Genomic DNA, 25,799 nt, shown 5'->3' on the forward strand with positions numbered 1-25,799 from the left:
CTTTAGCTGATGTGTTCAGGTTTAGGTTCAGGAAGTTGTCCTATTTCATCCTTGTTGATGGCACAAAATCCTGGCCATAAATCATCGGTAACTCCTGCGATTAAGTGATGTTTCTCACCTTCTTTAGCTAAAGCATCTTGTAAAAGCAAGTTAATTTTAGGTGAATTAATATGAATGCTCCATAGCCCATCCTTACCTTCTTTGATGCTAACGAACTGAGACATAGACCCAGGCTTTCCTTGTGGATCACGCCATCCTGCAATAGCTCCTCGCAAGGCATCTGCTTCTTGAAGATTTACAGCATAAAAACCGCTGCCATCATTAAATTGACATAAAATGCCTGTAAAAGGATGTAACGATTCCTGGGGTTTACTTAACCAGATTTGCCTAAACCAGGCTTTTTGGCCAGTAACAAATTCCTCAGTACCATCTGCCCCATGTTGGACATGACCGTTTAGACGACCCGTTTGATTGACTAATAGCTCCATACCCGAACGAAGATCTTGAACAGCAGGCCTATGTTCAACTTGTGTTAACATATCTGCTTTGAAATTAAAGCCCTTTTTGTCTTTCGTTTTGACTCCGAAGATCCAGCTATTATTGATTGGATTAAATTTTAAAAAGGTATGGCCAACACGCCAATTGCTAATCTCAGGTTGCGCAATCGTGGCAGAGCTTTCTTCAAATACCAAAGCAGCTTTGGTTTGTCCATCAATCAGTGCAGCTACCGCACTAAATTGCGTGCCTTTCCGATGCATTTGGAAGTAATAATTATAACGCTCACCACTTTCATTTATCACCGTTCCAGAGAATACCCAATCTCCTTGTATAGCACTTAAAGAAAGAATTTTATTCTCCGGTGCAACATCTTGAGGTTCTGTCGTATTGGCTGCAGCGGAATAACTTCCTGTCGATAATGCAACGCATAGAAACCACGTCTGGAATCGTACTTTCATGTCAAATTGTAGCCTTGTAAGTGTTTATGGGACCATAATGCCTGCCAAAATGAGTCGCTTAATTTTGCCTCTATTGGTAAAAAATACCAGGAATCCGCAGCAAAGGAGCGGCACTTAACGGCGTCTTTTTCAGTCATCACTACTGTTTTTTCCTTGAATTGTAGTTCATTTAATTGAAAATGGTGATGATCTGGAAAAGGATATTTTTTAAAGGATATTCCTAGATTATGCAAGCTTGTAAAAAAACGCTGTGGGTTTCCAATCCCTGCAACGGCCGCCACAGGAAATGTGATCGTTTCGGCACTTATTTCTTGTCCAGTGAGTATGTTTATCAGGTTGCCCGGGACAAACTGCATGGGATAGGCTTTTGGCCATTCACCCCCATTTACCACAATGAAATCCACTTGTCGTAATCGTCGCGGTCCTTCGCGTAACGGTCCTGCCGGCAAACATAATCCATTACCTAACTTGCGCACCCCATCAATGACAGCAATTTCAATCGAGCGCCCCATCGCGTAGTGTTGCAAACCATCATCGCTAATAATAACTTGACACTGATATTTGCTAAGCAAGAAGTGCACGGCGTCTACTCTCTTTGGGGCAATCACCACTGGACAACCTGTTTTTCTGGCAATAAGCAAGGGTTCATCCCCTACCATTCGTGCTTCATCCGTCACGGTAATTTCATGTGGGAAGTTTCTTATGCTCGCTCCATAGCCACGACTCACAATACCAACCCGTAATCCTTTGGCTTGTATTTGTTTCGCTAGTGCAATTACCAGCGGTGTTTTACCCACTCCACCCACAGTCAAATTGCCAATAACAATGACAGGCACTGGGAATTGCTGTTGCGAAAAACGCAACAAATAACTGCGACGAATCCAGCTTAGGCAGCTATAAATGAGTGCTAAAGGCCATAAAAACCAACACAAGGGATGGTTGCCATACCATAATTTATTAAGATTCATCGTCATGAAGCGATCATTTCTTCTTCAGATTCCACGGTCAATTTTTGTGTCCCATACAGCTGAGCATAATATCCATCTAAAGCTAACAATTCTTGGTGGGTGCCTTGTTCAACGACTCGTCCCCGCTTCATTACCACAATCTTATCCGCTTGTTTAATTGTTGATAATCGATGTGCAATGACAAGGGTTGTTCGATTTTGCATGACCTGTTCTAAGGCAGCTTGAATATACCTCTCTGATTCACTATCCAGAGCTGAGGTTGCTTCATCCAGAATTAAGATTGGTGCATCTTTTAAAATAGCCCTAGCAATAGCCAAACGTTGGCGTTGACCTCCAGATAACAATACCCCATTCTCACCAATTTTGGTGTCATAACCTTCAGGCAATTGACAAATAAATTCATCAGCAAAGGCCAGTTTTGCTGCCTGAATGATTTGCGTGCGAGTAGCATTAAAAGAACCGTAGGCGATATTGTTTGCCAAACTATCATTAAATAAGGTCACATGTTGACTGACAAGAGCAATTTGCGCTCGTAAACTGCTCAAGGAGATGTTGGCAATCGGTTCACCATCCAGGCGTATACAACCCTGATTCAGTTCATAAAAGCGTGGTAAGAGGCTCGCAATAGTCGTTTTCCCACTACCCGAATGGCCTACTAAGGCAACCGTTTCGCCGGCTGCCACCTTAAAACAGATATCATGCAAAACTCTCTGCCCTTCACGGTAAGCATAACTGACATGATCAAATTCAATATCACCTCTTGCTCTTTGTTTAAGTAACTTTCCTTCATCTTTTTCGCTTGGCTTGTCTAATAAGGCAAAGACACTCTCAGCACCTGCCAATCCTTTTTGGATCGTCGCATTTAACGTTGTTAGGGTTTTCATCGGTTTAATTAACTGCAACATGGCAGCAATAATGGCCAAAAATGAACCCGCTGTAATTGGAATAATTGTTGCTAACTGGATAGCAGCCAGCATAATTACCGTGATTCCCACAGCAATAACAAATTGGACTCCCGAGACATTAATCGCCTTGCTAGTAGCAACTTTCATGTCGTTTCTGCGTGAACTTTCCGTGGCCTTATTGAATTTTTTGATTTCATACTGTGCACCACCGAAAATTCTCACGACCTGATAACCATCAATTGCTTCCCCAGCGATCTCAGTGACTTCCCCCATTGTTTTTTGTACTTTATGGCTAATCCGTCGTATACGTTTGTTGGTATAGTTAACAATAAGGCCAACAAATGGGATAGTTACTAAAAACATCAGTGACAGTTGCCAATTAATAATTATCATCACGATCAATAGGCCAATAACTAGACAGGTGTTTTGCACAAAATCAGTCAAGGCATCGGCACTAACCTGAGCGACTTGCTCAACGTCATAAAGAATTTTCGATAATAACTGCCCTGAGGTTGCCTCATCATAATAATCAGCAGGGAGTCTGATAATGTGAGCAAAAACGCGTTGGCGCAGCACTTTTACTACCGATCTGGCAACCCAAGTCATGCAATAACTTCCCGCGGAACTGACAAGCCCACGAATAGTAACACCCAAAAGCACAATGAAAGGGATTTGTTTAACGAAGGCCATATCAATATCAATAAAGCTCTTATCAAGAAAAGGGCGCATCATGTACGTGAAGCCCGCATCAATGGCGGAAGATAATGCGTTGGCGAATATGCCCAGTAACAAAATAGGCCAGAAGGGTTTGACATAAGCAAGCAAGCGTCGATAAAGAGGACCTGTTTTGTTATAGGGCTTGTTTTTCATGCATCTGCTACGGTTGGGCCATTACGGAAGGGCAAATTGTACTCCTAAACAAGAGGTACGCCAATAGAGATGATTTGAGCAAAAGTAAACGATAGAGGGATTTAAAAAATCCCAATAAAAATCTTCCTCCGTTCGGGCTGAGGAGGTGTTTACGCCGTCTCGAAGCTCTCTGGTCAGTGACAAAGGCTTCGAGACAGCGCTAAAGTGCTTCCTCAGCCTGAACGGTATAATTACTTAACTTGACACTGAGTATGAATCACCCTGCAACTAAAGCCGGAATTAAGGCTGGTCCTTTATAGATCAAACCCGTATAAACTTGCAATAAGGACGCACCCGCGTATAGTTTTTCTTGTGCAGCTTTAGGACTATCAATCCCCCCCACACCTATAAGCGTTACATCATTCCCAACAATTTCCTTTAAAATTCGCAGACATTGGGTAGAGCGTTCAAAAAGAGGCTGGCCGCTTAACCCCCCCTGCTCTTTAGCCTGTGGGAGATGATTCACCCCCTCACGAGAGCAGGTTGTATTTGTGGCAATGATTCCAGAAACACCCATCTGAAGAACAACATCAGCGATTTCTTTAAGTGTTTCATCGGGTTCATCCGGTGATAATTTAACAACCAAAGGAACAAAACGTTGGTGAGTATCGGCTAAGCGTTGCTGTTCTTCACAGAGCTTACCTAACAAGTCACGAAAGAATTTATCCTGCTGCAAGAGGCGTAAATCAGGTGTGTTTGGAGATGAAATGTTAATGGTTACATAGGAAGCATATTCATACACTTTACGCAGACAATAAAGATAATCATCAGCAGCACAGGTGATCGCTGTTTCTTTGTTTTTACCGATATTAATTCCTAATATGCCTTTATACTTTGCTTTTCTGACATTAGCGACCAAGGCGTCGACACCAAGGTTATTAAACCCCATACGATTAATGAGGGCAGTGGCTTGCGCTAAACGAAAAAGCCTGGGTTTAGGGTTGCCAAGCTGGGGGCGAGGTGTCACGGTTCCAACCTCAATAAATGAAAAACCTAACTTATTTAGGGCATCAAGATGTTCACCATTTTTATCTAGACCAGCTGCTAAACCAATGGGATGCTCAAACTCAAGCCCCATAACCGATAGTGGCTTTCTTGGAGGTTGTTTGAAACAAAACTTAGGTAACCAATGTAAAGCGGCTAACGTCAATCCGTGAGCTTTTTCAGCATCCATCCTAAAAAGGAAGGGACGAAAAAGTGAGTACATCTTAAACTCCAGAATAATACTCGATCTTCAAATTTTTAATTTGACTAATCAAAAAACCGAATTACCGTGGCTTGACCACGGTAATTCGACATTCTGAAAAGTCACGCAATAAAAACTTGAAGATTGAATAATAACTATTTTCAGAAAATCGCATAATAACTCAAGTTCCAATTGAAGTAATCACCCTCTTCGTGCCCTAGTCATTCTTATCATTCTGCGTTAAAGTAAATTTTTAATCTATTAAGACTCACCAAGGGATCGGTTCATGCAAAGTATCCTCAGGATAAGCATGTATTTGTTATTTTGTTTTTTAATATCCTGCCGGATTTCTTTACCACCTCAGCAGCAGCTTAAAAACTTGCAAGCGCTCCCAAATATAGACCGCTCGGTGAGCGCCAAGCAAAAAACACAAACATTTACTTCTGGGGATTGGCCCAATAAATATTGGTGGCTTGCCTATGGTTCACCCGAACTTAATGATTTAATCAAACAAGCCCTTGCTTGCAATCCGACCATTCAAGAGTTTAAAAGCCGTGTCATGGCTGCCAAGCAAGAAGCAATAGTCACTCGATCGCAACTTTTTCCTTTGGTTTTTTTTGATTACAAGGAAATTAGACAGTACCTAAGTAAGAATGGCTTGTTACGAGCTCTAAATCCTAAGTTGCCCTTACGTACTGATCTGATAGATCTCTCCCTGTCTTTTCAGTATGATTTTGATTTTTGGGGGAAGAATCGTAATCTGTTCTATGCCGCAATTGGCGAAGCAAAAGCACAACAAGCTGAAGCTGCTGAGGTACAACTGCTTACTACGACCGCCATCGCACAAGCTTATTTTGCATATAAAGTAAACTTGATTAGAAAACAATTTTTCCAACAGTTGGTTGTTGTCCGTCAAAACAAGGCATCCTTACAGAATTTACTTGTTCGCAAAGGTCTGTCAGATGAGTTGTTATCTTATACTGCTGCTGAAAATGTTCTGGAGGCGCAAAAGTTACTTGCCAATATTGACGAAGAACTCGCGGTTGATAAACATTTGGTTAATATTTTAGCGGGACGTAATCCAGAAATCCCTCTATCCACGAGTAAAAAACTCCCCGGTTTGCCAAAAAAACTAACTATCCCCAAAACAATATCTCTCGACCTTATCGCACGACGGCCTGATCTCATGGCACAAATCTGGCGAGCAAAAGCTTTGGCTTATGAGACAGGCGCTGCCATGGCCGACTATTATCCAGACGTGAATATTGTCGGCTTGGTTGGCCTTGAAAGCACAAAATGGGAAAAGCTCTTCCGCTCGTCAAGTTTCACTGCAGCCCTAAAACCAGCCATTCATCTGCCTATTTTTACAGCAGGTGCCATCAGAGCCAATATTAGAGCGACAAAAGCCGAATTTGATGCAGCCATTTTTGCGTACAATAATTTGCTATTACAGAGCACTCAGGAGGTGCTCGATCTCTTGGCTTTTGCGCAATCGGTTTATCAACAGAAACGTGAACAACTAAACATTTTAAAGTATGCTACAGAACGTTACGGTTTAGTCCGCCTTCGCGAAAAAGAAGGTTTAGCGAGTGGCTTTGACGTGTATGATCAACAAGAAGACTTGATTCAAAAAAAACTGGCGAATCTTACGCTTCTTTATAATCAGTACCTGGCCTCTATAAAATTAACAAAAGCTTTGGGAGGTGGCTATTGTCAGACCGAGGTACCATTGGTGAAACGAACATGACAGAAAGAAGAAGCATTTATTATATTGTTCTTGCTCTCGTGCTTTTGACTTTTCTGATATTTCTATATTGGTTATTTATTTGGCGATTTCGGGAATACACCAATGATGCTTATGTTCAAGGCAATCAGGTATTCATTACAGCTTTGCGCAATGGCTTTGTTACTGGCATTTATACCGATGATAGTTTTCTTGTCAAAAAAGGACAGCTTCTTATAACCCTTGATGAAACAGATTCTTTGGTTGCTCTTGAAAAATCGAAAACAAAGCTGGCCACAGCAGTGCGCGAAGTTTGTCAAGCCTTTCATGATGTGTTTCGCCTGGCAGCAGAGATTGAAGTTAGAAGAGCTGAGTATTTAAAAGCCAAACAAAATTTCCAACATCGCGCTGGGGTCATAAAGGCAAGAGGTGTTTCTCTGGAAGACTATCAAAATGCAGCCGATGATTTAAAAGCAAGTGCAGCAGCATTAAGAAGTACAAAAGATAGTTATCAGAAAACGTTGGCTTTTGTTCAAGGAAGCTCAATCTTTGACCATCCCGTGGTGCAAAAAGCAGCACAAAGGGTTCGAGATGCATGGGTACAATTGTATCGCTGCAAGATTTATGCACCTGTAGAGGGCCTTGTTGCCCAAAGAACAATTCAGGTAGGTATGACAGTGACACCAACTCAACCATTGATGGCCGTTATTCCTCTCGATCAAATGTGGATCAATGCTAATTTTAAAGAAACACAACTAAAGCATATGCGCATCGGCCAACCGGCTCGAATAACCTCTGATCTTTACGGTCGTGGTGTGGTTTTCCATGGAAAGATTGTTGGTTTGCCTGGAGGTGCGGGCAATGCTTTTTCTTTATTGCCTCCTGAGAATTTATCAGGCAATTGGATTAAGATTGTCCAGCGTTTGCCTGTACGTGTGGCCTTGGATGCTGATGAGTTGAGAAAATTTCCTCTTCGCATCGGTTTGTCTATGGAAGTAACTGCCAATCTTACTGATCAACAAGGGCCCCGCATCCCACTAACCAACGATGGCCCATCATACACCACAGAGATTTTCCAAAAAGAAGAGCTTGGCGACAAGGAACTTATCAACACCATTATTCTTGCTAATCTCGATCCCACTCTGGAAAGATACGCACATCAGCCTTTGGGCCAAGAAATAGCGGCTAAGGAATTGGGACTTCAATGAGCTTATACATTCTTATTTTGTCTCTTGCGGCGGTGATATTTAACCTGACCTTACCTATCATGGCAGGCATTTATATTGTGAGTGATTTGGGAGGTAGCACCTTCCTAAGTGTTTATGGAGTGAGCTTTTTTTGTATCGGCAATGCCTTAAGTGTTCCTCTTGGTAAACCGGAAGCCACACCTCTAAATCCTGTACAACTTTATTTATTATGTTTGGCTTTCATGACACTTTTCTCCTGGCAGTGTGCTGTTGCACCGAATTATTTTTATTTTATTTTATTTCGCTTTTTAGAGGGTTTTGCGTCGGGACCACTCTATTTACTCATTACCCAGAGTTTAATTCCCCACATTTGCTCTGCCGAAAAACAAGAAAAATTACTGCCCTTTATATTTATTTTATTTTCATTTATCCCCGTGCTTGGTGCAAGTTGGGGCGGATGGATTGCTTATGATGGCAATTGGCGTACTCTCTTTTTTAGTAATATCCCTCTCTGCCTTTTCTTAATTATTTATATTAGCCGTAAATTCAAAACATACCCCCATACCCAAGAAAAAGCCCAATTAGATAAGTTGGGTTACTTTTTGTATGTAATCAGCCTAACTTGCCTTGGAACAGCGCTAATTACAGGACAAGAACTAGACTGGTTTCGCTCTACATTAATTACTTATCTTATTGTAATTGGTAGCATAAGTTTGCTTTTGTTTATTGTAGAAAGTTTCTTTTCTCCACATCCCGTTGTTGATATTAGGCTGCTTAAACATTTTTATTTTTCTTTCGCAATGTTAAATATTGCTCTACTTTTTGCGATTTATTTTGGCATGGTGCTCCTTCTTGCTTTATGGCTTAAGCTATTCGTAAATTACACGCCTAATTGGATCGCTATCATCATTGGAACAATGGCTTTAGGAGCATGGGCCCCTATTTTCCTTGATTATGAACAGTTTGATCCAAGGTTACCCCTGGCCATTGCTTTGTTGTTTTTTGCTATCTCCAGTTTTTATACAACTTATTTCAATGTGGAGATTAATTTTAATCGCATCGCTTTTTCTCGAGTTCTTGCAGGAATTGGTCTTGCTTTTTTCTTGCCTCCCCTATTTCGTTTATCGGCACAGATTTTTTCAGCTGAGGAAGCAAAAGAAGGTGTAAATTTTTTCCATGTAGTACGACTAATAAGTAGCGGTTTGGGTGCCTCTCTTTTTGTCATTTTATGGCACCGTAGACAGGATTTTTACCATCAGCGCTTGGGAGCTGACTTAACATCTTTCTCGCAACAAACCTTGGATTTTTTTCAAAGAGCCAGGGAGTTTAATCTACAAGGGAAACAAGCTTTAGCCCAATTAAACCTATACCTTACACGACAAGCGACGGCGTTAGCACTTGACGACTGCTTTTATTTAATGGGTTGGTTAAGTCTGGGATTGTTGTTCGTATTACTACTCACCTTTTATCCACTAAAACTAACACCTAAGTTAAACAGGAATAAGAAAATCCCTGCGCAAAATTAGAGGCTGTTGACATTCGCTGGCTGGAGCTGCAAGCCTTGATTTTCGAGCAGCGCAGCATACATAGACGTATGTGAGCAGCGAAGCGCAGAAAATCAAGGCTTTGCGGCCAAGATAGTAGAAATGTCAACAGCCTCTAGAGATTACACTGTTGTGCCCAGACCCTTAACATCGCATTACCGCCAGGTTGTAAATGATAAGTAACTTCTTTTACCTCCACACCAAAATTCTCTTGCTGCAACCCCAACAACACCGGGCCTAAGAAAGGGGATGGTTGATGGTGGCGATCAATTAGAGGAAAAATACGTACCTCTTTAGCAACACGCGCCAGCTCTTTAATCACTTGTAGATGAAAGTCGACGTCCTGATCATCAAGATCGGCAAATAAGTAATGTGAACTTAAGGCAAAATCAAAGAAGAAATCACTAAACGGCAAGGCGTAATGATTAACGCCATAATAACGCTTTTCTTTTTTACCTTGTTGATAATCTGCAAAAAATTGTTTCATTCCCTCGCGCCGTTTATTAATAAGTCCCTCTAGACTGCCATAGAGGCTAAAATTAAATTTGTCCTGGTCTTTTGTGACACGAGCGACCATGTCTGCAAAAACCAAATCAACTTTGCTATATAAAGTATCTTTATCCAAATTAAACAAAGGATCTGCACTTACAATTTTCTGCTCTTGTTGAGTAAGTTCAACGTTAACTGCACTGGGGCCACACCCGTACTCCAAGATCCGGGAGTGCTTATCCTTATCAGTTAAAGCAAACATTTCCTGATATTCATCTATATGATGTCCCCAAAGTACAAGTTTACGCATGAAGGACTCCTTCTTTTGTTTTAACCACAATCATCAAATTGATGTTGCAACTTGAAATTGATTGGGTATAGTCTAGCCTATTTGTTTAAGTAACAGGAAGTCTATCTATGTACACTGGCTTACAATACCAACTTGGAGAAACTTACGATCTTTTACGCAATAGTGTTTATGAGTTTGCGCAAAAGGAAATTGCACCTTTAGCAGCCCAAATCGATATTGATAATCATTTTCCCAATCATCTATGGCGACAGTTAGGGAAAATGGGTTTACTCGGCATCACGGTCAGTGAAGAGTATGGCGGGGCTAATATGGGATATCTTGCCCATGCTATTGCAATGGAAGAAATTTCTCGTGCTTCAGCCTCTGTGGGTTTAAGCTACGGTGCTCATTCTAACCTTTGCGTAAATCAAATTTATTTAAATGGAAATAGCAAGCAAAAAGAATATTATTTGCCTAAACTAATAAGTGGAGAACACGTCGGCGCTCTGGCCATGAGCGAAGCAAACTCCGGCTCAGATGTAGTGAGCATGCAATTGCAAGCGCGTGCTGAAGGAGATAGATATATTCTCGATGGCACGAAAATGTGGATAACCAATGGCCCCGATGCAAATGTTTTGGTCGTATATGCCAAAACCGACAAACACGCCGGTAGTAGAGGCATCACAGCGTTTATCATTGAGAAAGGATTCAAAGGTTTTCGTACCGCGCAAAAGCTTGATAAACTGGGCATGCGTGGTTCTAATACCTGTGAACTCGTCTTTGAACACTGTGAAGTCCCCGCAGAGAATATCTTGGGGGAAGTGAATAAAGGCGTAAAAGTATTAATGAGTGGGCTGGATTATGAGCGAACAATATTAGCTGCAGGCCCTGTAGGTATTATGCAAGCTTGTCTGGATGTGGTTCTTCCCTATGTGCATGAACGCAAACAATTTGACCAAGCCATTGGTGAATTTCAGTTCATTCAAGGGAAGTTGGCTGATATGTATACAGAATTAAATGCCACAAGAGCCTATCTTTACAGTGTTGCAAGAGCTTGCGATCAAGGAGCAATTACTCGTAAAGATGCCGCTGGCGTCATTTTGTATTCCGCTGAAAGAGCAACGCAAATGGCATTGCAGGCCATTCAAATTCTGGGAGGCAATGGCTATATTAACGAGTATCCTACAGGTCGCCTACTGCGTGATGCAAAACTATATGAAATTGGTGCTGGCACATCTGAGATTAGACGGATGTTGATCGGACGTGAACTTTTTAATGAAACTGCATAAGGAAAATATAACATGGAACAGAATGATATTGTGATTGTTGCAGCCAAAAGAACGCCTATGGGTGCAATGTTAGGTAGTCTATCCAGCTTGTCAGCTCCTGAGCTCGGAGCAGTCGCTCACCGTGCCGCTATTGCGCAAGCTGGCATTTCTCCAACAGATATTGATGAAGTTATCAGCGGTTGTGTATTACAAGCAGGCATTGGCCAAGCTCCAGCTAGACAAGCAGCAATTCAAGCTGGCATTCCAAACTCCGTAGGTGCTTCAACAATTAATAAAATGTGCGGCTCGGGGATGAAGGCTGTGATGTTCGCTCATGATTTGCTAAAAGCCGGTTCCGCAAATGTGGTATTAGCAAGCGGTATGGAAAGCATGAGCAACGCGCCTTATTTGTTGAGCAAAGCACGTGCAGGATACCGATTGGGTCATGGGGAACTCAAAGATCATATGTTTTTGGATGGACTGGAAGATGCCTATGAACGTGGGCAACTGATGGGATGTTTTGCTGAAGCCACAGCCAGTCGTTTCAAATTTAGTCGTCAACAACAAGATGAGTTTGCCATACGCTCATTAACCCGTGCTTTACAGGCTGAACAGGATGGTAGTTTTGCTGAAGAAACCGCACCTGTGACAATAGCCGGTCGAAAAGGCGATGTTGTTGTTAACAAAGATGAGGGGCCTGATGAGAGCAAATTGGCTAAAGTGTCTCAGCTTCGTCCTGCTTTTAAAGCAGATGGCACGGTTACCGCAGCAAACTCAAGCTCCATTTCAGATGGCGCCGCAAGTCTGATTCTGATGACCGCAGCCAATGCTAAAAAACGAGGCTTAAGACCATTGGCACGAATTGTAGCGCATGCATGCCATTCACAAGCTCCTGAGTGGTTTACCACAGCTCCTGTCGATGCCATTCGCAAAGTTTTAAACAAAGCAGAATGGCGACCAAGTGATGTTGATTTATATGAGATCAATGAGGCTTTCGCTGTAGTCGCTATGGCAGCCATTCATGAACTCGAACTTGACCATGAAATTGTAAACATTCATGGAGGCGCCTGTGCTCTAGGTCACCCAATTGGAGCCTCTGGTGCTCGCATTATCGTAACGCTGATGCATGCACTAAAACAACGCCAAAAAACACGTGGTGTAGCAGCTTTGTGTATTGGTGGTGGAGAAGCAACAGCAATTGCGTTGGAGATGTTGTAATTACTATATGCCTGGGGTCTGTTGATATTTCTACGCCCCTCACCCGCCGCGACCTCTCCCACAAGGGGAAGGTACTCGCATTCCCTCTCCCCTTGTGGGAGAGGGCAGGGTGAGGGGTAGTAGAAATCAACAGACCCTATTTATTCAACCCAAAAGGATGGACATGCTAAGACAGACTCTTATTTATTTAGTGCTGAGCATTCTGGTTGTGGTTTTTGCTCGTTTTGCCCATATGCTTATTGTCTATATAGACATGTTATATGCATTCGTTAATGTAAAATTAACCCCCATTTTTAGTCACAGTGGTTTGGGTTTAGCAATTAGAAAAATCATTCTGCTGGTGTTCATTCCCGTCCTTATTGCTGCAATTCCTGCACTGGCCTATCGTCTAGTGAAAGGTAGCGACATGCCTTATTTTATTGAGTTGACCTGGTGTTTGTGGCTGGTCATTGTACTCAGTAATATTTTAATTCGCTAAGGGTCGTTATGGGCAAAATTCTCAGTCAGTTAAACACTGCCAGTAAAGAGTTCAAGGAAAACCAAGTTGTCATGCAAACTTTGGTTACAAAGCTTAGAGAAACCATTAAAGAGATCGCTCAGGGCGGGGATGAAAAAGCTCGACAAAGGCACATAAAACACGGCAAATTATTACCTCGTGAACGTCTACAACAACTCCTTGATCCTGGCAGTCCTTTTCTTGAATTATCACAGTTGGCAGCTTATCAAGTTTACGAAGATAATGTTCCTGCTGCAGGAATTATTACCGGTATCGGTCAAGTTGCTGGTACCGAGTGCATGATCGTTGTCAATGATGCAACCGTTAAAGGTGGGACCTATTACCCGCTGACCGTTAAAAAACATTTACGCGCGCAAGAAATTGCCAAAGCGAACCATCTACCTTGTATTTATCTTGTTGATTCCGGTGGTGCTTTTTTGCCGCAACAAGATGAGGTTTTCCCCGATCGCGAACACTTCGGTCGTATTTTTTACAATCAAGCAACTTTATCAGCAGCCAATATCCCGCAAATTGCCGTCGTCATGGGATCATGTACTGCTGGAGGCGCTTATGTACCCGCCATGGCTGATGAATCCATTATGGTACAGAAGCAAGCAACCATTTTTTTGGGCGGACCACCTCTAGTCAAAGCTGCTACTGGAGAGGTGATTACAGCGGAAGAACTAGGGGGAGCCGATGTGCATTGCCGCCACTCTGGTGTCGCAGACCATTATGCAGAAAATGATGCTCATGCCCTTCATTTGGCTCGGGTTGCAGTGAAGCATCTGAATCGACGAAAGCCAGAGTCCCTACAGCGAATTCCAAGTCGAGAGCCCATCTACGATCCACAAGAACTAAGTGGGATTGTACCTGCGGATCCTCGTAAGCCTTATGATATTCGCGAAATCATTGCGCGTATTGTGGATGCTTCAGAACTTGACGAATTCAAAGCGCTTTATGGAACAACATTAATATGCGGTTTTGCGCATCTCTTTGGCTATCCTATTGGTATCATTGCTAATAATGGTATTTTATTTGGTGAAAGTGCCCTCAAAGGAGCTCACTTTATTGAGCTCTGCACGCAACGCAACATCCCCTTATTATTTTTGCAAAACATTACTGGCTTTATGGTTGGTAGTAAGTATGAAGCCGCGGGCATAGCCAAACATGGAGCAAAAATGGTAACCGCCGTAGCTAATGCTAACGTGCCAAAATTCACGGTGATCGTCGGTGGCAGTTTTGGCGCTGGAAATTATGCCATGTGCGGCCGCGCCTACGGTCCACGATTTTTATGGTCATGGCCCAATGCGCGCATCTCCGTCATGGGGGGAGAGCAAGCAGCCAATGTATTGGCACAAGTAAATCGAGATAAATATGCTAAGCAAGGGGTCACCTGGTCAATTGAAGAAGAAGAAACGTTCAAAGCCGAGTTACGGGCGCAGTATGAGGCTCAAGGTAACCCTTATTATGCCAGTGCGAGACTTTGGGATGATGGGGTGATTGCCCCTGAAGATACGCGTAAAATTCTAGGTTTGAGCCTTTCGGCTGCTTTAAATGCCCCGATTGTGGCAACTCAATTTGGCGTATTTCGAATGTAAAAATTAAATTTAGATGTCGGGGTGTGATTGGAAGTGTAGTCTTTATGCCGACCTTTATATCGACTTCCCGCGGCTTGACCGCGGGAAGTCGATATAAAGAATAGACTTAAATCCTGCACTTTCAATTATCACTCGTGATGTCTTAGCTCAAAGGAGGTATTGTGGGGGATTTATTGAGTGAACTGCATGAGCGCACTTTCATTATCACGTTAAATCGTATCAACAAGCACAATGCTTTTGATGATAATTTATTACTTTCACTGCAAAGCACCCTGGATGAAGGAATCAATAACCCACAAGTACGGATTATTGTATTAAAAGCAAATGGTCGTCATTTTTCTGCAGGCGCTGATTTATCTTGGATGCAACGCATGGCTCATTTTAGTGAGGAAGAGAATTTACGCGATGCTATGGTTTTAGCTCGGCTCATGGCAACGTTAAATAGCAGTCCCAAACCGACTATTGCCGTGGTTCACGGTGCAGCCTTCGGAGGTGGCGCAGGGCTCGCGGCAGCTTGTGACATCGCCATTGCTGCAACAACAGCTCGTTTTTGCTTTTCTGAAGTGAAACTGGGTTTGATCCCTGCCGTCATAAGTCCCTATGTGGTAAAAGCCATTGGTGAGCGTGCCACGAAATGGCTATTTATGACTGCTGAAACATTTGATGCTGAAAGCGCCAAGCAGTTAGGACTGGTACAACACGTTGTTGCCGAGGAACAATTGTTAGATTTTAGCTTGAATTATGCCGCACAGATAACAAAACTAGCGCCACAAGCTGTTGGTGATAGTAAAAGACTGGTAGAAGAAATCAGCGGCAAAGCAATTACAGAGGAAATCTTGCAGTACACTGCAACGTTGATCGCCAAAAAGCGTGTCTCAGCAGAGGGACAACAAGGCCTTCATGCCTTTTTAAATAAAGAAACACCCAACTGGAACTAGGACTGTCGATGTTTAATAAGATTCTTATTGCCAACCGCGGTGAAATTGCCTGTCGGATTATGAAAACGTGCAGAGAGATGGGCATTCAAACCGTTGCTATTTATTCCACAGTAGATAAAGATAGTCTCCATGTCACTCAAGCTGACAGTGCCGTGTGTGTAGGAGAAGCAGCAGCTAAAGCAAGCTATTTAAATATTCAAGCCGTCATTGATGCTGCAAAAAGTAGCGGTGCCGAAGCCATTCATCCAGGTTATGGTTTTTTGTCAGAAAATCCTTTATTTGCAAAAGCCTGCGAAGAAGCAGGGATTGTCTTTATTGGCCCTTCTATTTCCGCTATGGAAGCCATGGCATCGAAACAAGTGGCCAAACAGCTACTTGAAAAGACAAACGTGCCCCTAACACCTGGTTATCATGGTAGTGAGCAAAGTGATGAGCGTTTATTGATTGAGGCTCGTCAGATTGGTTTTCCAATTTTATTAAAAGCAGCAAGTGGTGGAGGCGGAAAGGGCATGCGTGCCGTTCATAAAGAATCTGAGTTTCCAGAGGCCCTGGCAGGGGCTCGTCGTGAATCCATGGCAAGTTTTGCCGATGACACCATGCTTATCGAAAAATTGCTTCTCAATCCTCGTCATGTTGAAATACAAATCATGGCTGATAATCACGGGCAAGTGGTGCATCTTTTTGAGCGTGATTGTTCGATTCAGCGTCGGCATCAAAAAATCATTGAGGAAGCGCCTGCCCCCAATTTATCTAACTCGCTGCGTCAAGGATTGGCTAAAGCCGCGTGTGAAGTAGCTCGTTCCATTCAATATCGTGGTGCAGGCACGGTAGAGTTTTTAGTCGATGACAATGAGCATTTTTATTTTATGGAGATGAATACCAGGCTGCAAGTAGAACATCCTGTTACAGAGATGATCACGGGTTTTGACTTAGTCGCCTGGCAATTAAAAATTGCAGCGAACGAACCTCTCCCTTGTTCACAGGATCAAATTCTTTCACGAGGACATGCCATTGAATGCCGTATTTATGCTGAAGATCCTCACCAAGGCTTTATTCCCTCCATTGGTCGTTTGCATTTTTTGAAAGAACCTCAGGGACAAGGCATCAGGATTGACAGTGGGGTTCGAACCAATTCAGACATCACCATGCACTATGACCCCATGATAGCCAAGCTCATCGCTTGGGGAGACAATCGAGACCAAGCTTTACAACGTTTACGACAGGCGCTAGAACATTATGCTGTTGGCGGTGTGAAAACCAATCTTCCGTTTCTGCTAGCCATTTGTAACCATCCACGATTTGTCAGAGCTGATTTAAGCACGAATTTTCTGGCTCAAGAAACGATTGCTTTACCTCATCCGGACAAAGATTTAGCGCTATTGATGGCAGCAGGTTATGATTATTTAACATTAACCGGTAAGAAAAAAGACCCTATATACCAAGAAAGCTTTGCTTGGCAAATGCATTTATCCAGTCATTGGTATTGGCGATACCTCATTGAAGAGAATCAAGAAGACGTTAAAATCACTCCCATTGACCACAATTCTTTCTTCCTCGAAAGCAAGGAAACAAAAGCTCACTTGCGTGCCCGCTTAATCGCCGATCAACTCGCTATTGATGATGGTCAACAAACGCGACTTGCCTTCGTAGACGATCAAATGCAAACTATCACCCTTTATTTTAAAGAAGGTCCTCTCTCCGTTGAGCGCTTTAACTGGCAAAATTTGGATGCTCAATCCACCAAGAAAGGTCAACTTACTGCCCCAATGCCTGCTACCATCGTAGCAATCCTAAAGAACATTGGCGACAAAGTTAAAGAAGGTGAAAGCCTGATTGTTTTAGAAGCAATGAAAATGGAACACACCATTCATGCCCCCAAAGATGGTGTGTTAGCGGAATTATTTTATGATGTAGGGTCACAAGTAAATGAGGGAGCTGAGTTACTCGCTCTGAAAACTGACTAGGGACAACCATGAACTATCCGAAAAAAGTTACGATAGTTGAAGTAGGCCCACGCGATGGGTTACAGAACGAATCCTCTTTCGTAGCTACCGAGACCAAAGTTGAATTGGTGAATTTACTAAGTCAAAGTGGCTTGCAGCATATTGAGGTCACGAGTTTCGTTTCAGCTAAAGCCATTCCGCAACTAGCGGATAATGAGGTTGTTTTTACGACCATTAACAAGCCAGAACCCATTCACTTTTCCGCATTGGTCCCCAATGAAAGAGGGATGCAAAAAGCGTTGGAAGTGGGTGCGAAAGAGATCGCAGTATTTACTGCTGCTAGTGAGTCTTTTAATCAACGCAATATCAACTGCTCAATTAAAGAAAGTATTGAACGCTTTAAACCCGTACTCGATTTGGCTAAAGGGCATCATGTTCACGTTCGAGGCTATATTTCTTGTGTACTCGGCTGCCCTTATGAAGGAGAAATTACCCCTCAGCAAGTTGCCCTAGTCACTCGTCAATTGTTGGACTTAGGCGTGGATGAGATTTGCCTAGGAGATACCATTGGCGTTGGAACCCCTAAGCAAACGAAGGCTGTTATTAATGAAGTATTACAATTTCTGCCATTATCACAACTCGCGATGCACTTTCATGATACTTATGGTCAAGCCATTGCCAATATTTATGCCTCTTTGGAATGTGGCGTCGATCGTTTTGACAGCTCAGTTGCTGGTCTTGGAGGTTGTCCCTATGCGAGAGGAGCGAGTGGGAATGTCGCTACAGAGGATGTTTTATACCTTATGCATGGCTTGGGCATTGAAACCGGCGTTGATATTTTTAAAATTGTGGCTGCTGGCGATATGATCTGCAAAGCATTGGGTAAAAAAAATCAATCAAAAGTGGCCAATGCTTTGTTAGCAAATCCAAATTAATATTGCAGTAATGCAAAGTTAATTTACAAATAATTTTTTGACCTCTATCTTCCAAAAATAATCTTGGTTCAATACTGATAATAATGTTATCTTATAGCACATTTTTTAGACCGGAATTTCAATGACTAATCACAAATTAACAGTAGGTTTGGTGCAAGAAAAATGGTATGAAAATCCACAAGAGCATCAAGATCACCTCGCACAGGGCATTTTATCTGCGGCAAAGCAAGGGGCGCAATTAATTTGTTTACAAGAATTAACGCTATCTCCTTATTTCTGTACGCGGCATGATGTTGATAGTGCTCCTTATAAAGAAGATCTTAAAACAGGTCCCACGGCTCGCTTTGTAGGACACATGGCAAAGACAGCACAAGTAACGATCACCGCCTCTTTGTTTGAAAATGCCGGGTACAACACTGCTGTCGCTTTTAATGAGCATGGGGATTTAATTGCGGTGACACGCAAACAACATATCCCCTGCGGTGAAAAATACCATGAAGATTACTATTTCAAACCTGGCAACTCAGATTATCCCGTTCATTCTTTGGTTGGACATCGCTTTGGCTTACCTACCTGCTATGATCAATGGTTTCCAGAACTATCACGAATCTATGGCTTAAAGGGAGCAGAAGTTCTTGTTTACCCCACGGCGATAGGCGGTGAACCGACTGCTCCAGAGTTTGATAGCCAACCCATGTGGCAAAAAGTGATGGTCGCGCAAGGCATCATGGCAAATACATTCATCGTGGCAGTGAATCGAATTGGTTGTGAGGATGACCTTGAATTTTATGGCAGCAGCTTTATTAGTAACCCGCTTGGGGAAATTTTAGTCCAAGCGCCACGGAATGAACCTGCTGTCCTTGTGGCAGAACTGGATTTTAACGAGCGAGCTCTTTGGGGCCGCCTGTTTCCCTTCCCAGCACAAAGACAACCTGAAACCTATCATGAATTATTGAAACCCTTTAATGCGGAAAAACCCTAATGATAACGAAAGTAGTAGATGATACCAATTTGTATAACATTGATCATTGGGGTGAAGGCTATTTTACCATCAATGCACGCGGCAACATTGAAGTGAGTAAGAACACAGAAAGCAGGGGCGTAGAATTACAAGCCATCGTTAATGCCGCAAGTCGTGCCGGTTTGCAACTACCTCTGTTAATCCGCTTTACCGATATTCTTCATGACAGAGTGCTGAAGATCAATGAAGCGTTTGCCGAAGCCATTGTGGAAAATGACTACCATGGTTCTTACAAGCTTGTCTATCCTATTAAAGTCAATCAGGAATCCAGTGTCGTCCGCGAACTTTTAAAAGCACCGAAATACCCAGTTGGTCTGGAAGCAGGAAGCAAACCAGAATTGATGGCCGTGATTGGCTTATTAGGACAAATACCCTCTACCATTGTGTGTAATGGTTATAAAGACAGTTCTTATGTGCGCACTGCACTCATCGCACAGCAGATGGGCCATGACGTTTTTATCGTTATTGAGAAGCGCTCTGAGTTGGATATTATCCTCAAAGAATCCGCTCGTTTGGATATCAAACCCAAAATTGGCGTTCGCGTTCGTTTAGTGACCAAAGGAGCTGGGAAATGGGAAAATACGGGGGGGGTTAAATCTAAATTTGGCTTAAATGCTGAACAGGTTCTGGATTTAATTAAGCAGCTAAAAAACCACAACTCACTGGATTGTTTACAACTGATGCATTGTCATTTGGGTTCACAAATCGCTAATATTCATGATATTCGCCATTGTATGCAGGAAGTAGCCCGTTATTATATCGAATTACGCCGCCTACAGGCTCCTATAACCACGATCGATGTAGGAGGCGGATTGGGTGTGGATTATGAAGGAACTCACTCCACAACGGACTGCTCAATGAATTATTCCATCAAGGAATATGCCACCAATATCCTACTAGCTATTCGTCCACTCTGCGAAGAAGCTAATATGCCAGAACCCAATATCATCTCCGAATCGGGACGTGCTCTAACTGCCCATCATGCTGTCCTTATCACTAATATTACTGATGTGGAATTAGTGAAGAAAACCTGGGAATTACCCGTCATTGCAGCGGATGACTCTCATGTTATTCGTGATATTTGGGACACTTATCAATCCATGTCAGAGAGTTCGGCCAGCGAAATTTATAACTATGCAACACTGGCTCTAGATGAGGCCCATTCCATGTTTAAACATGGTGTGCTCAGTTTGGAAGAAAAAGCCAAAGTAGAACAATTTTTTACCGCAATCTGTTTTGGTATCCAACAACAACTGGATGAGAGCAATCCGGGTGATAGCGAACTTATCAACCAAATTAATGAGCGGATGGCAGCAAAGATTTTTTGTAACTTATCATTTTTTCAATCCATCCCTGATGCATGGGCTATCGGACAAATTTTTCCTGTGGCTCCTATTTCACATCTTACTGAAAAACCAAGCATGCATAGCGTCCTTCAAGACTTGACTTGTGATTCAGATGGAACAATCAAAGAGTATACCGGTAGTGATTCCATCAACACTACCTTGTTACTGCCGCAATTCGTACCTGAGAACCCCTATGCAATTGCCTTCTTTTTGGTGGGAGCTTACCAGGAAATTTTAGGGAATTTACACAACTTATTTGGCGATACCAATTCCCTGGATGTCAAGCTCTTAGAAGATGGACAATTTGATATAACGGATTTAATCAGCGGCGATACAGTAACGAACGTATTAAATTATGCTCATTTCGACACGAAAAAACTGCTTTTGTCTTATGAAAAGCAATTGATTCATGCTGAATTGTCAAGCGAAAAAATTCAAACGTATCTGAATGAATTACGCAGCATTTTTAGTCAACTGACTTATCTTGACGGTAACAAATAAAGGATAAACATGATTACACCTAAGCAAGCCGGTTTTAAAATGCCTCCTGAGTGGCATCCTCATGCTGCTTGTTGGATGGCATGGCCTTGTCATCAACAGACTTGGGCATTAATTGATCTGGAACGCGCACGCGAAGCCTATGCGCATGTTGCTAGAACCATTGCTCAATATGAACCGGTTATCATGTTGGTCAACCCAGAAGATGAAGCTCTTGCAAAAAAATTATGTGGGGAACACATTCGGTTTGTTATTCAACCCCTTAATGACTCTTGGACTCGTGATACCGGACCTACTTTTCTACTTAACGAACAGAATGAGCTCGCTGGCGTTGATTGGATTCATAATGCCTGGGGTGGAAATTACGAGGACTGTGCTCTAGATAATCAAATAGCTGCTGCCGTCATTAAAAAAACACAGGCACGTTACTTTAAAGCACCTTTAGTTATGGAAGGTGGGTCTTTTCATGTCAATGGAGAAGGCACCATCTTAACCAGCCGGGAATGTCTACTTAATCCAAACCGTAACCCTCAATTGTCACAGACTGAAATTGAAGATTACTTGCGCAACTACCTCAATGCTGAAAAAATTATTTGGTTAAATAAAGGCTTGCTCGGTGATGAAACGGATGGTCATATTGATGAGATAGCATGCTTTATTGCACCGAGAAAAATATTGGCTTTAATTACTCATGACAAAAGCGACGCCAATTATCAAACGTTGCATGAGAATCTTGAAGCATTAAAAACAGCAACAGATGCCAAAGGACGATCATTTGAGGTCATTACTGTTGAGCAGCCGCCGGCCACTTACCTTCATGGCGAGCGCCTAACGTTATCCTATATTAATTTTTACATGGCAAATAAGGGCATTGTTATGCCTGCTTTTGGTCATACAAAATATGATAAAGCGGCTTACGAGCTTTTTACCCAACTCTTTCCTAAACATCATATTTCGCAAATAGACGCTTTGGATGTTTTTGCTGGAGGCGGGGGAATACATTGCATTACGCAACAGCAACCAGTAAGTAGGTCTGTTGACATTTCTACTATCTCAAGCTATTGAAATATCAATAGCCGCTAAAATATCTAGCAAAAGAAAAAGTAGCAAAGGATATCATGATGAAGCAATTGGTATGGCAACCCGCGGATCCTAAGACTAGCAGAATGTGGGAATTCATGCATTTTGTCGCAGAAAAACATGCAAAAGCATTCAACCATTATCAACAACTACACACTTGGTCTATAGAACAACCTGCTCTTTTTTGGCAGACGCTGTGTGATTATTTTAAAATAGCTTTTGATACCCCACCACAGGAAATACTTAACGACTATGACCATATGCTTAATGCAAAATGGTTTTCTGGAGCGACCTTTAATTTTGCAGAAAAATTACTTAGTCGCAATGATAATCACCCTGCTCTTATCAGCGTCACTGAAGAGGGAAAAAGGGAAATTTTAAGTTATAAGGAATTGCGTCAGCAAGTAGCCTCTTGTGCGGCAGGATTAAAAGAAGCTGGTGTGGTTGCAGGTGATCGCGTTGCAGCTCTTATGCCTAATGTCTCTTGCACGGTCATTGCCATGCTTGCCACAACATCTCTAGGGGCCATTTGGTCCTCCTGCTCCCCCGACTTTGGAGCACAAGCCGCTATCGATAGGCTTGGACAAGTGGAACCCAAAGTACTATTTATCTGTGATGGGCATCAATACTTGGGGAAAGTACATGATGGCGCAACTAAAATTCTTGACGTGGCTTTCGCCATGCCTTCTCTCACTAAAGTCGTCATTTGTCCAATTATCTATAGCCAACCCAATACCAATACCATCCCCCATGCGGTTAAATGGGATGATTTTTTAAAACAAGCTCACGAATGCGAATTTAAAGCCATGCCTTTTGCGCATCCTGTCTATATCCTTTTTTCCTCGGGAACAACAGGTAAACCTAAATGCATTGTTCATGGGGCAGGCGGGACTTTATTACAGCATTTAAAAGAACTTGGTTTGCATACCGACATTCGTGAGCACGACAACCTGTGTTTTTATACCACTTGTGGCTGGATGATGTGGAATTGGATGGTTAGTGTGCTGGCTTTAGGTGCTACACTGACTCTTTATGAGGGGGCCCCGGCTTACCCTAACGTTAATCGCTTGTTCCACTTGATTGATGAGGAAAAAATTACTGTCTTTGGAACCAGTGCAAAATTCATTTCCAGTGTTGAAAAGGCAGGAGCAAGCCCTCGTTATCAATTCTCTTTGAAAAGTTTACGGGCAATTTTATCCACAGGCTCGCCACTTCTTCCGCAAAACTATGATTTTGTGTATGAACACATCAAACCTGACGTGCAACTTAGTTCGATCTCTGGTGGCACAGATATTGTCTCTTGTTTTGCTTTAGGAAATCCCATTTTGCCTATCTATCGCGGAGAATTACAATGTTTAGGACTCGGCATGGCCGTGGATGTTTTTAATGATCAAGGCCAACCTGTCCGTGAAACACGCGGGGAATTGGTTTGTACCAAACCTTTCCCGTCTATGCCTGTTGGTTTCTGGCAAGATAAGGATAAAAAAGCATATAAACATGCTTATTTTGAGCGGTTTCCAAATGTCTGGGCGCATGGAGATTTTGCAGAAATCACAAAACATAATGGCCTCATCATCTATGGTCGCTCAGATGCTGTTCTAAATCCAGGTGGAGTGCGCATTGGCACAGCAGAAATTTATCGCCAAGTTGAAAAAATTCCTGAAGTTTTAGACAGTGTGGTCATTGGCCAAGATTGGCAGGACGATGTGCGCGTCGTGTTATTTGTGAAATTAAGAGAAGGCATAGAACTTAATGAAGCAATAGAGCAATCTATTCGTCAAACGATACGACATAATGCTTCTCCTCGTCATATGCCTGCAAAAATCTTGCAAGTCCCTGATATCCCAAGAACGATCAGCGGCAAAGTGGTGGAACTTGCTGTAAGACAAGTCGTACATGGCCAGACAGTGAATAATCTACAATCTTTAGCCAACCCAGAAGCCTTGGATTATTTCAAAAATCGCAAGGAATTGAAGGAATAAGTTTACATGTATCAGAAAGAATCGGTCTCTTAAGGTTTATTTAATCAAGCCATGTTATAGTGCAAAATTTACTCTACTTGGAATTGGGTTATGTGGTATGAGCAAATTTTGATGTCTTTGCTGGTTAAAGTAAAACCTGATGAAAGAGCAAAAGCGCAAGATTTTATAAGCCAATTATTCGGTTATCTCCCCTATCTAGCCCAACAAGAACATCAACCATTCTGCAGGTATATCAACAATATAATTTGGCAAAGAATCCTTATTAATTCCGAGGTAATTGATGAGCTTCTGAACATCCACTATCCAGATAGAAACATCCCTTTTTCCTCCTTTTCCAATCTCCTTCATGAGATAAAAAAAACGCATGGTGCTACGTTAGCTAATATAGTTCAGACAAGCTTGCAACAAAATTATACATCAGAAGAACCACTACCTTTTGAATTGGTGTTAGGCGTTATCTACCACATGCACAAGCAATTTGCAGGGCAAAAGGATAACTCTGTTTCCTACGTTGGTTTTGCCCAACATTTGTTTGCTCTTGTTTTAATTTACACTAAAGTCACTACGGAAGATAAGGTGACTAACAAACACTTCCACGCTTTCTTCTGCTCGAATAATATATTGCAGATCCTTAGGTTAACAGGACAATACACATTGTCCGATTTAAGCAGAAAAATAAATAGAATCGAAATCTCGAAACTCAAACAAATGGATTACGCAATGACAATTGATTTCAATGTTATCTTGCGGATTGTCTCTTCCCATAACTCACTTGAATTGCTCAATGCGATGGTCGATTATTTTCAATTAAGCAGCTATTTATCGCCCTTCCCGTACATTGTAGAGAAAGACGATCATTTCGTGAAATTTGTCTTGAGTCTTCAAAGAATGAAACATGATCTTGAAATAGAGATTCAGCAAGCAGAATATCGAAGACAATTAGCTATTACTAGCCATTCATCTTCATTCTTTACCCCTATCACTCCTTCTAGGACGCTCCAGAAAGACCATACAGAAACACTTCCTTCTACCTCTTCATATAATCCTTTCTTTGGAGGTGATTTATTTGCAGAGGCACCCTCTCAATTTAGAGAGGATGGTACCCAGGGAAGACCAGCAAATTCTTCAACAACCCAAGCTCAAATACAAGCACCTTCTACCTCTTCGTACAGTGCCTTTTTTGGGGCTGATTTATTTGCAAAAGCGCGTTCGGAATTTGGAGAAAGTAAGGATAATCAAGTAAACATGATGGGTTAATCAAGGAAAACCAAAGCAGATGGTATAAGAAGCTAATATTTCATTAATAAAAAAAATGTATAT

At 42.3% G+C, this 25,799-nt stretch carries 20 protein-coding genes; 15 read left to right on the plus strand and 5 right to left on the minus strand.

Features of this window, described 5'->3' with window-relative positions; genetic code table 11:
- Positions 1–2 precede the first annotated feature (2 nt).
- The 4 genes from CKV79_RS10105 to CKV79_RS10120 all read right to left on the minus strand — a co-directional run bounded on the left by CKV79_RS10105 (position 3) and on the right by CKV79_RS10120 (position 4,945).
- Positions 3–956: a hypothetical protein gene (locus CKV79_RS10105; RefSeq protein WP_028373426.1), complete on the minus strand. Its 954-nt coding sequence runs from the start codon at positions 954–956 to the stop codon at positions 3–5.
- On the minus strand, positions 953–1,930 hold the full coding sequence (gene lpxK, locus CKV79_RS10110; protein WP_028373425.1) for a tetraacyldisaccharide 4'-kinase: 978 nt from the start codon (positions 1,928–1,930) through the stop codon (positions 953–955). Before lpxK ends, CKV79_RS10105 begins: the two co-directional genes overlap by 4 nt.
- Positions 1,927–3,699 carry a lipid A export permease/ATP-binding protein MsbA gene (msbA, locus tag CKV79_RS10115; RefSeq protein WP_028373424.1) on the minus strand — a complete coding sequence of 591 codons (1,773 nt, stop codon included), beginning with the start codon at positions 3,697–3,699 and terminating at the stop codon, positions 1,927–1,929. Before msbA ends, lpxK begins: the two co-directional genes overlap by 4 nt.
- A gap of 256 nt (positions 3,700–3,955) precedes the next feature.
- The gene (locus CKV79_RS10120) at positions 3,956–4,945 is read right to left on the minus strand and encodes a quinone-dependent dihydroorotate dehydrogenase (RefSeq protein ID WP_028373423.1); all 990 of its coding nucleotides are present in this window, start codon (positions 4,943–4,945) and stop codon (positions 3,956–3,958) included.
- A gap of 265 nt (positions 4,946–5,210) precedes the next feature.
- Here CKV79_RS10120 and CKV79_RS10125 point away from each other — a divergent pair, with 265 nt between their 5' ends.
- From CKV79_RS10125 to CKV79_RS10135, 3 genes are read left to right on the plus strand one after another with little or no spacing between them, the layout of a single operon-like run.
- Positions 5,211–6,671: an efflux transporter outer membrane subunit gene (locus CKV79_RS10125; RefSeq protein WP_028373422.1), complete on the plus strand. Its 1,461-nt coding sequence runs from the start codon at positions 5,211–5,213 to the stop codon at positions 6,669–6,671.
- Complete coding sequence (locus CKV79_RS10130; RefSeq protein WP_028373421.1) at positions 6,668–7,855, plus strand: HlyD family secretion protein; 1,188 nt, start codon at positions 6,668–6,670, stop codon at positions 7,853–7,855. The genes CKV79_RS10125 and CKV79_RS10130 overlap by 4 nt, the downstream gene beginning before the upstream one ends.
- Positions 7,852–9,360, plus strand: coding sequence for an MFS transporter (locus CKV79_RS10135; protein WP_028373420.1), 1,509 nt, complete (start codon positions 7,852–7,854; stop codon positions 9,358–9,360). Before CKV79_RS10130 ends, CKV79_RS10135 begins: the two co-directional genes overlap by 4 nt.
- 133 nt (positions 9,361–9,493) lie before the next feature.
- Here the strand turns inward: CKV79_RS10135 and CKV79_RS10140 are convergent, their stop codons facing one another.
- The gene (locus CKV79_RS10140; protein ID WP_028373419.1) at positions 9,494–10,177 is read right to left on the minus strand and encodes a hypothetical protein; all 684 of its coding nucleotides are present in this window, start codon (positions 10,175–10,177) and stop codon (positions 9,494–9,496) included.
- A gap of 107 nt (positions 10,178–10,284) precedes the next feature.
- Between CKV79_RS10140 and CKV79_RS10145 the strand changes: the two genes are divergently transcribed.
- From CKV79_RS10145 to CKV79_RS10200, 12 genes are all read left to right on the plus strand, one after another.
- Positions 10,285–11,445: an isovaleryl-CoA dehydrogenase gene (locus CKV79_RS10145; RefSeq protein ID WP_028373418.1), complete on the plus strand. Its 1,161-nt coding sequence runs from the start codon at positions 10,285–10,287 to the stop codon at positions 11,443–11,445.
- 12 nt (positions 11,446–11,457) lie between these two features.
- The gene (locus CKV79_RS10150; RefSeq protein WP_028373417.1) at positions 11,458–12,642 is read left to right on the plus strand and encodes an acetyl-CoA C-acyltransferase; all 1,185 of its coding nucleotides are present in this window, start codon (positions 11,458–11,460) and stop codon (positions 12,640–12,642) included.
- A 163-nt stretch (positions 12,643–12,805) separates the two neighbouring features.
- Positions 12,806–13,120 (plus strand): hypothetical protein, encoded by a 315-nt coding sequence (locus CKV79_RS10155; RefSeq protein ID WP_028373416.1) that lies wholly within the window; start codon positions 12,806–12,808, stop codon positions 13,118–13,120.
- Positions 13,121–13,128: 8 nt separating this feature from the next.
- Positions 13,129–14,736 carry a carboxyl transferase domain-containing protein gene (locus CKV79_RS10160; RefSeq protein WP_028373415.1) on the plus strand — a complete coding sequence of 536 codons (1,608 nt, stop codon included), beginning with the start codon at positions 13,129–13,131 and terminating at the stop codon, positions 14,734–14,736.
- A 161-nt stretch (positions 14,737–14,897) separates the two neighbouring features.
- Entirely contained in the window at positions 14,898–15,674 is a 777-nt protein-coding gene (locus CKV79_RS10165) for an enoyl-CoA hydratase-related protein (RefSeq protein WP_028373414.1), read from the plus strand.
- An 8-nt stretch (positions 15,675–15,682) separates the two neighbouring features.
- Positions 15,683–17,638, plus strand: coding sequence for an acetyl/propionyl/methylcrotonyl-CoA carboxylase subunit alpha (locus CKV79_RS10170; RefSeq protein WP_028373413.1), 1,956 nt, complete (start codon positions 15,683–15,685; stop codon positions 17,636–17,638).
- Between the two features lie 8 nt (positions 17,639–17,646).
- Positions 17,647–18,552, plus strand: coding sequence for a hydroxymethylglutaryl-CoA lyase (locus tag CKV79_RS10175; RefSeq protein WP_028373412.1), 906 nt, complete (start codon positions 17,647–17,649; stop codon positions 18,550–18,552).
- A 121-nt stretch (positions 18,553–18,673) separates the two neighbouring features.
- Positions 18,674–19,534 carry a carbon-nitrogen hydrolase gene (locus CKV79_RS10180; protein ID WP_028373411.1) on the plus strand — a complete coding sequence of 287 codons (861 nt, stop codon included), beginning with the start codon at positions 18,674–18,676 and terminating at the stop codon, positions 19,532–19,534.
- The gene (gene speA / locus CKV79_RS10185) at positions 19,534–21,420 is read left to right on the plus strand and encodes a biosynthetic arginine decarboxylase (RefSeq protein ID WP_028373410.1); all 1,887 of its coding nucleotides are present in this window, start codon (positions 19,534–19,536) and stop codon (positions 21,418–21,420) included. Before CKV79_RS10180 ends, speA begins: the two co-directional genes overlap by 1 nt.
- Positions 21,421–21,429: 9 nt before the next feature.
- Complete coding sequence (locus CKV79_RS10190) at positions 21,430–22,482, plus strand: agmatine deiminase family protein (protein ID WP_193787152.1); 1,053 nt, start codon at positions 21,430–21,432, stop codon at positions 22,480–22,482.
- A gap of 56 nt (positions 22,483–22,538) precedes the next feature.
- Entirely contained in the window at positions 22,539–24,479 is a 1,941-nt protein-coding gene (locus CKV79_RS10195; protein WP_028373408.1) for an acetoacetate--CoA ligase, read from the plus strand.
- Positions 24,480–24,569: 90 nt separating this feature from the next.
- On the plus strand, positions 24,570–25,736 hold the full coding sequence (locus CKV79_RS10200) for a hypothetical protein (RefSeq protein WP_028373407.1): 1,167 nt from the start codon (positions 24,570–24,572) through the stop codon (positions 25,734–25,736).
- The last annotated feature ends 63 nt before the right edge of the window (positions 25,737–25,799 follow it).

Origin of the sequence: Legionella lansingensis (assembly GCF_900187355.1) — a bacterium.
Classification (GTDB): domain Bacteria; phylum Pseudomonadota; class Gammaproteobacteria; order Legionellales; family Legionellaceae; genus Tatlockia; species Tatlockia lansingensis.

Bases quoted from the DNA above. Each gene is read 5' to 3' on its own strand.
- CKV79_RS10125 (WP_028373422.1), top strand. From the start codon at position 5,211: ATGCAAAGTATCCTCAGGATAAGCATGTATTTGTTATTTTGTTTTTTA.
- CKV79_RS10145 (WP_028373418.1), top strand. From the start codon at position 10,285: ATGTACACTGGCTTACAATACCAACTTGGAGAAACTTACGATCTTTTA.
- CKV79_RS10105 (WP_028373426.1), bottom strand. From the start codon at position 956: ATGAAAGTACGATTCCAGACGTGGTTTCTATGCGTTGCATTATCGACA.
- CKV79_RS10195 (WP_028373408.1), top strand. From the start codon at position 22,539: ATGAAGCAATTGGTATGGCAACCCGCGGATCCTAAGACTAGCAGAATG.
- msbA (WP_028373424.1), bottom strand. From the start codon at position 3,699: ATGAAAAACAAGCCCTATAACAAAACAGGTCCTCTTTATCGACGCTTG.
- CKV79_RS10180 (WP_028373411.1), top strand. From the start codon at position 18,674: ATGACTAATCACAAATTAACAGTAGGTTTGGTGCAAGAAAAATGGTAT.
- CKV79_RS10175 (WP_028373412.1), top strand. From the start codon at position 17,647: ATGAACTATCCGAAAAAAGTTACGATAGTTGAAGTAGGCCCACGCGAT.
- CKV79_RS10150 (WP_028373417.1), top strand. From the start codon at position 11,458: ATGGAACAGAATGATATTGTGATTGTTGCAGCCAAAAGAACGCCTATG.
- CKV79_RS10130 (WP_028373421.1), top strand. From the start codon at position 6,668: ATGACAGAAAGAAGAAGCATTTATTATATTGTTCTTGCTCTCGTGCTT.
- CKV79_RS10120 (WP_028373423.1), bottom strand. From the start codon at position 4,945: ATGTACTCACTTTTTCGTCCCTTCCTTTTTAGGATGGATGCTGAAAAA.
- CKV79_RS10140 (WP_028373419.1), bottom strand. From the start codon at position 10,177: ATGCGTAAACTTGTACTTTGGGGACATCATATAGATGAATATCAGGAA.
- CKV79_RS10170 (WP_028373413.1), top strand. From the start codon at position 15,683: ATGTTTAATAAGATTCTTATTGCCAACCGCGGTGAAATTGCCTGTCGG.
- CKV79_RS10135 (WP_028373420.1), top strand. From the start codon at position 7,852: ATGAGCTTATACATTCTTATTTTGTCTCTTGCGGCGGTGATATTTAAC.
- CKV79_RS10155 (WP_028373416.1), top strand. From the start codon at position 12,806: ATGCTAAGACAGACTCTTATTTATTTAGTGCTGAGCATTCTGGTTGTG.
- lpxK (WP_028373425.1), bottom strand. From the start codon at position 1,930: ATGACGATGAATCTTAATAAATTATGGTATGGCAACCATCCCTTGTGT.
- CKV79_RS10190 (WP_193787152.1), top strand. From the start codon at position 21,430: ATGATTACACCTAAGCAAGCCGGTTTTAAAATGCCTCCTGAGTGGCAT.
- CKV79_RS10200 (WP_028373407.1), top strand. From the start codon at position 24,570: ATGTGGTATGAGCAAATTTTGATGTCTTTGCTGGTTAAAGTAAAACCT.
- speA (WP_028373410.1), top strand. From the start codon at position 19,534: ATGATAACGAAAGTAGTAGATGATACCAATTTGTATAACATTGATCAT.
- CKV79_RS10160 (WP_028373415.1), top strand. From the start codon at position 13,129: ATGGGCAAAATTCTCAGTCAGTTAAACACTGCCAGTAAAGAGTTCAAG.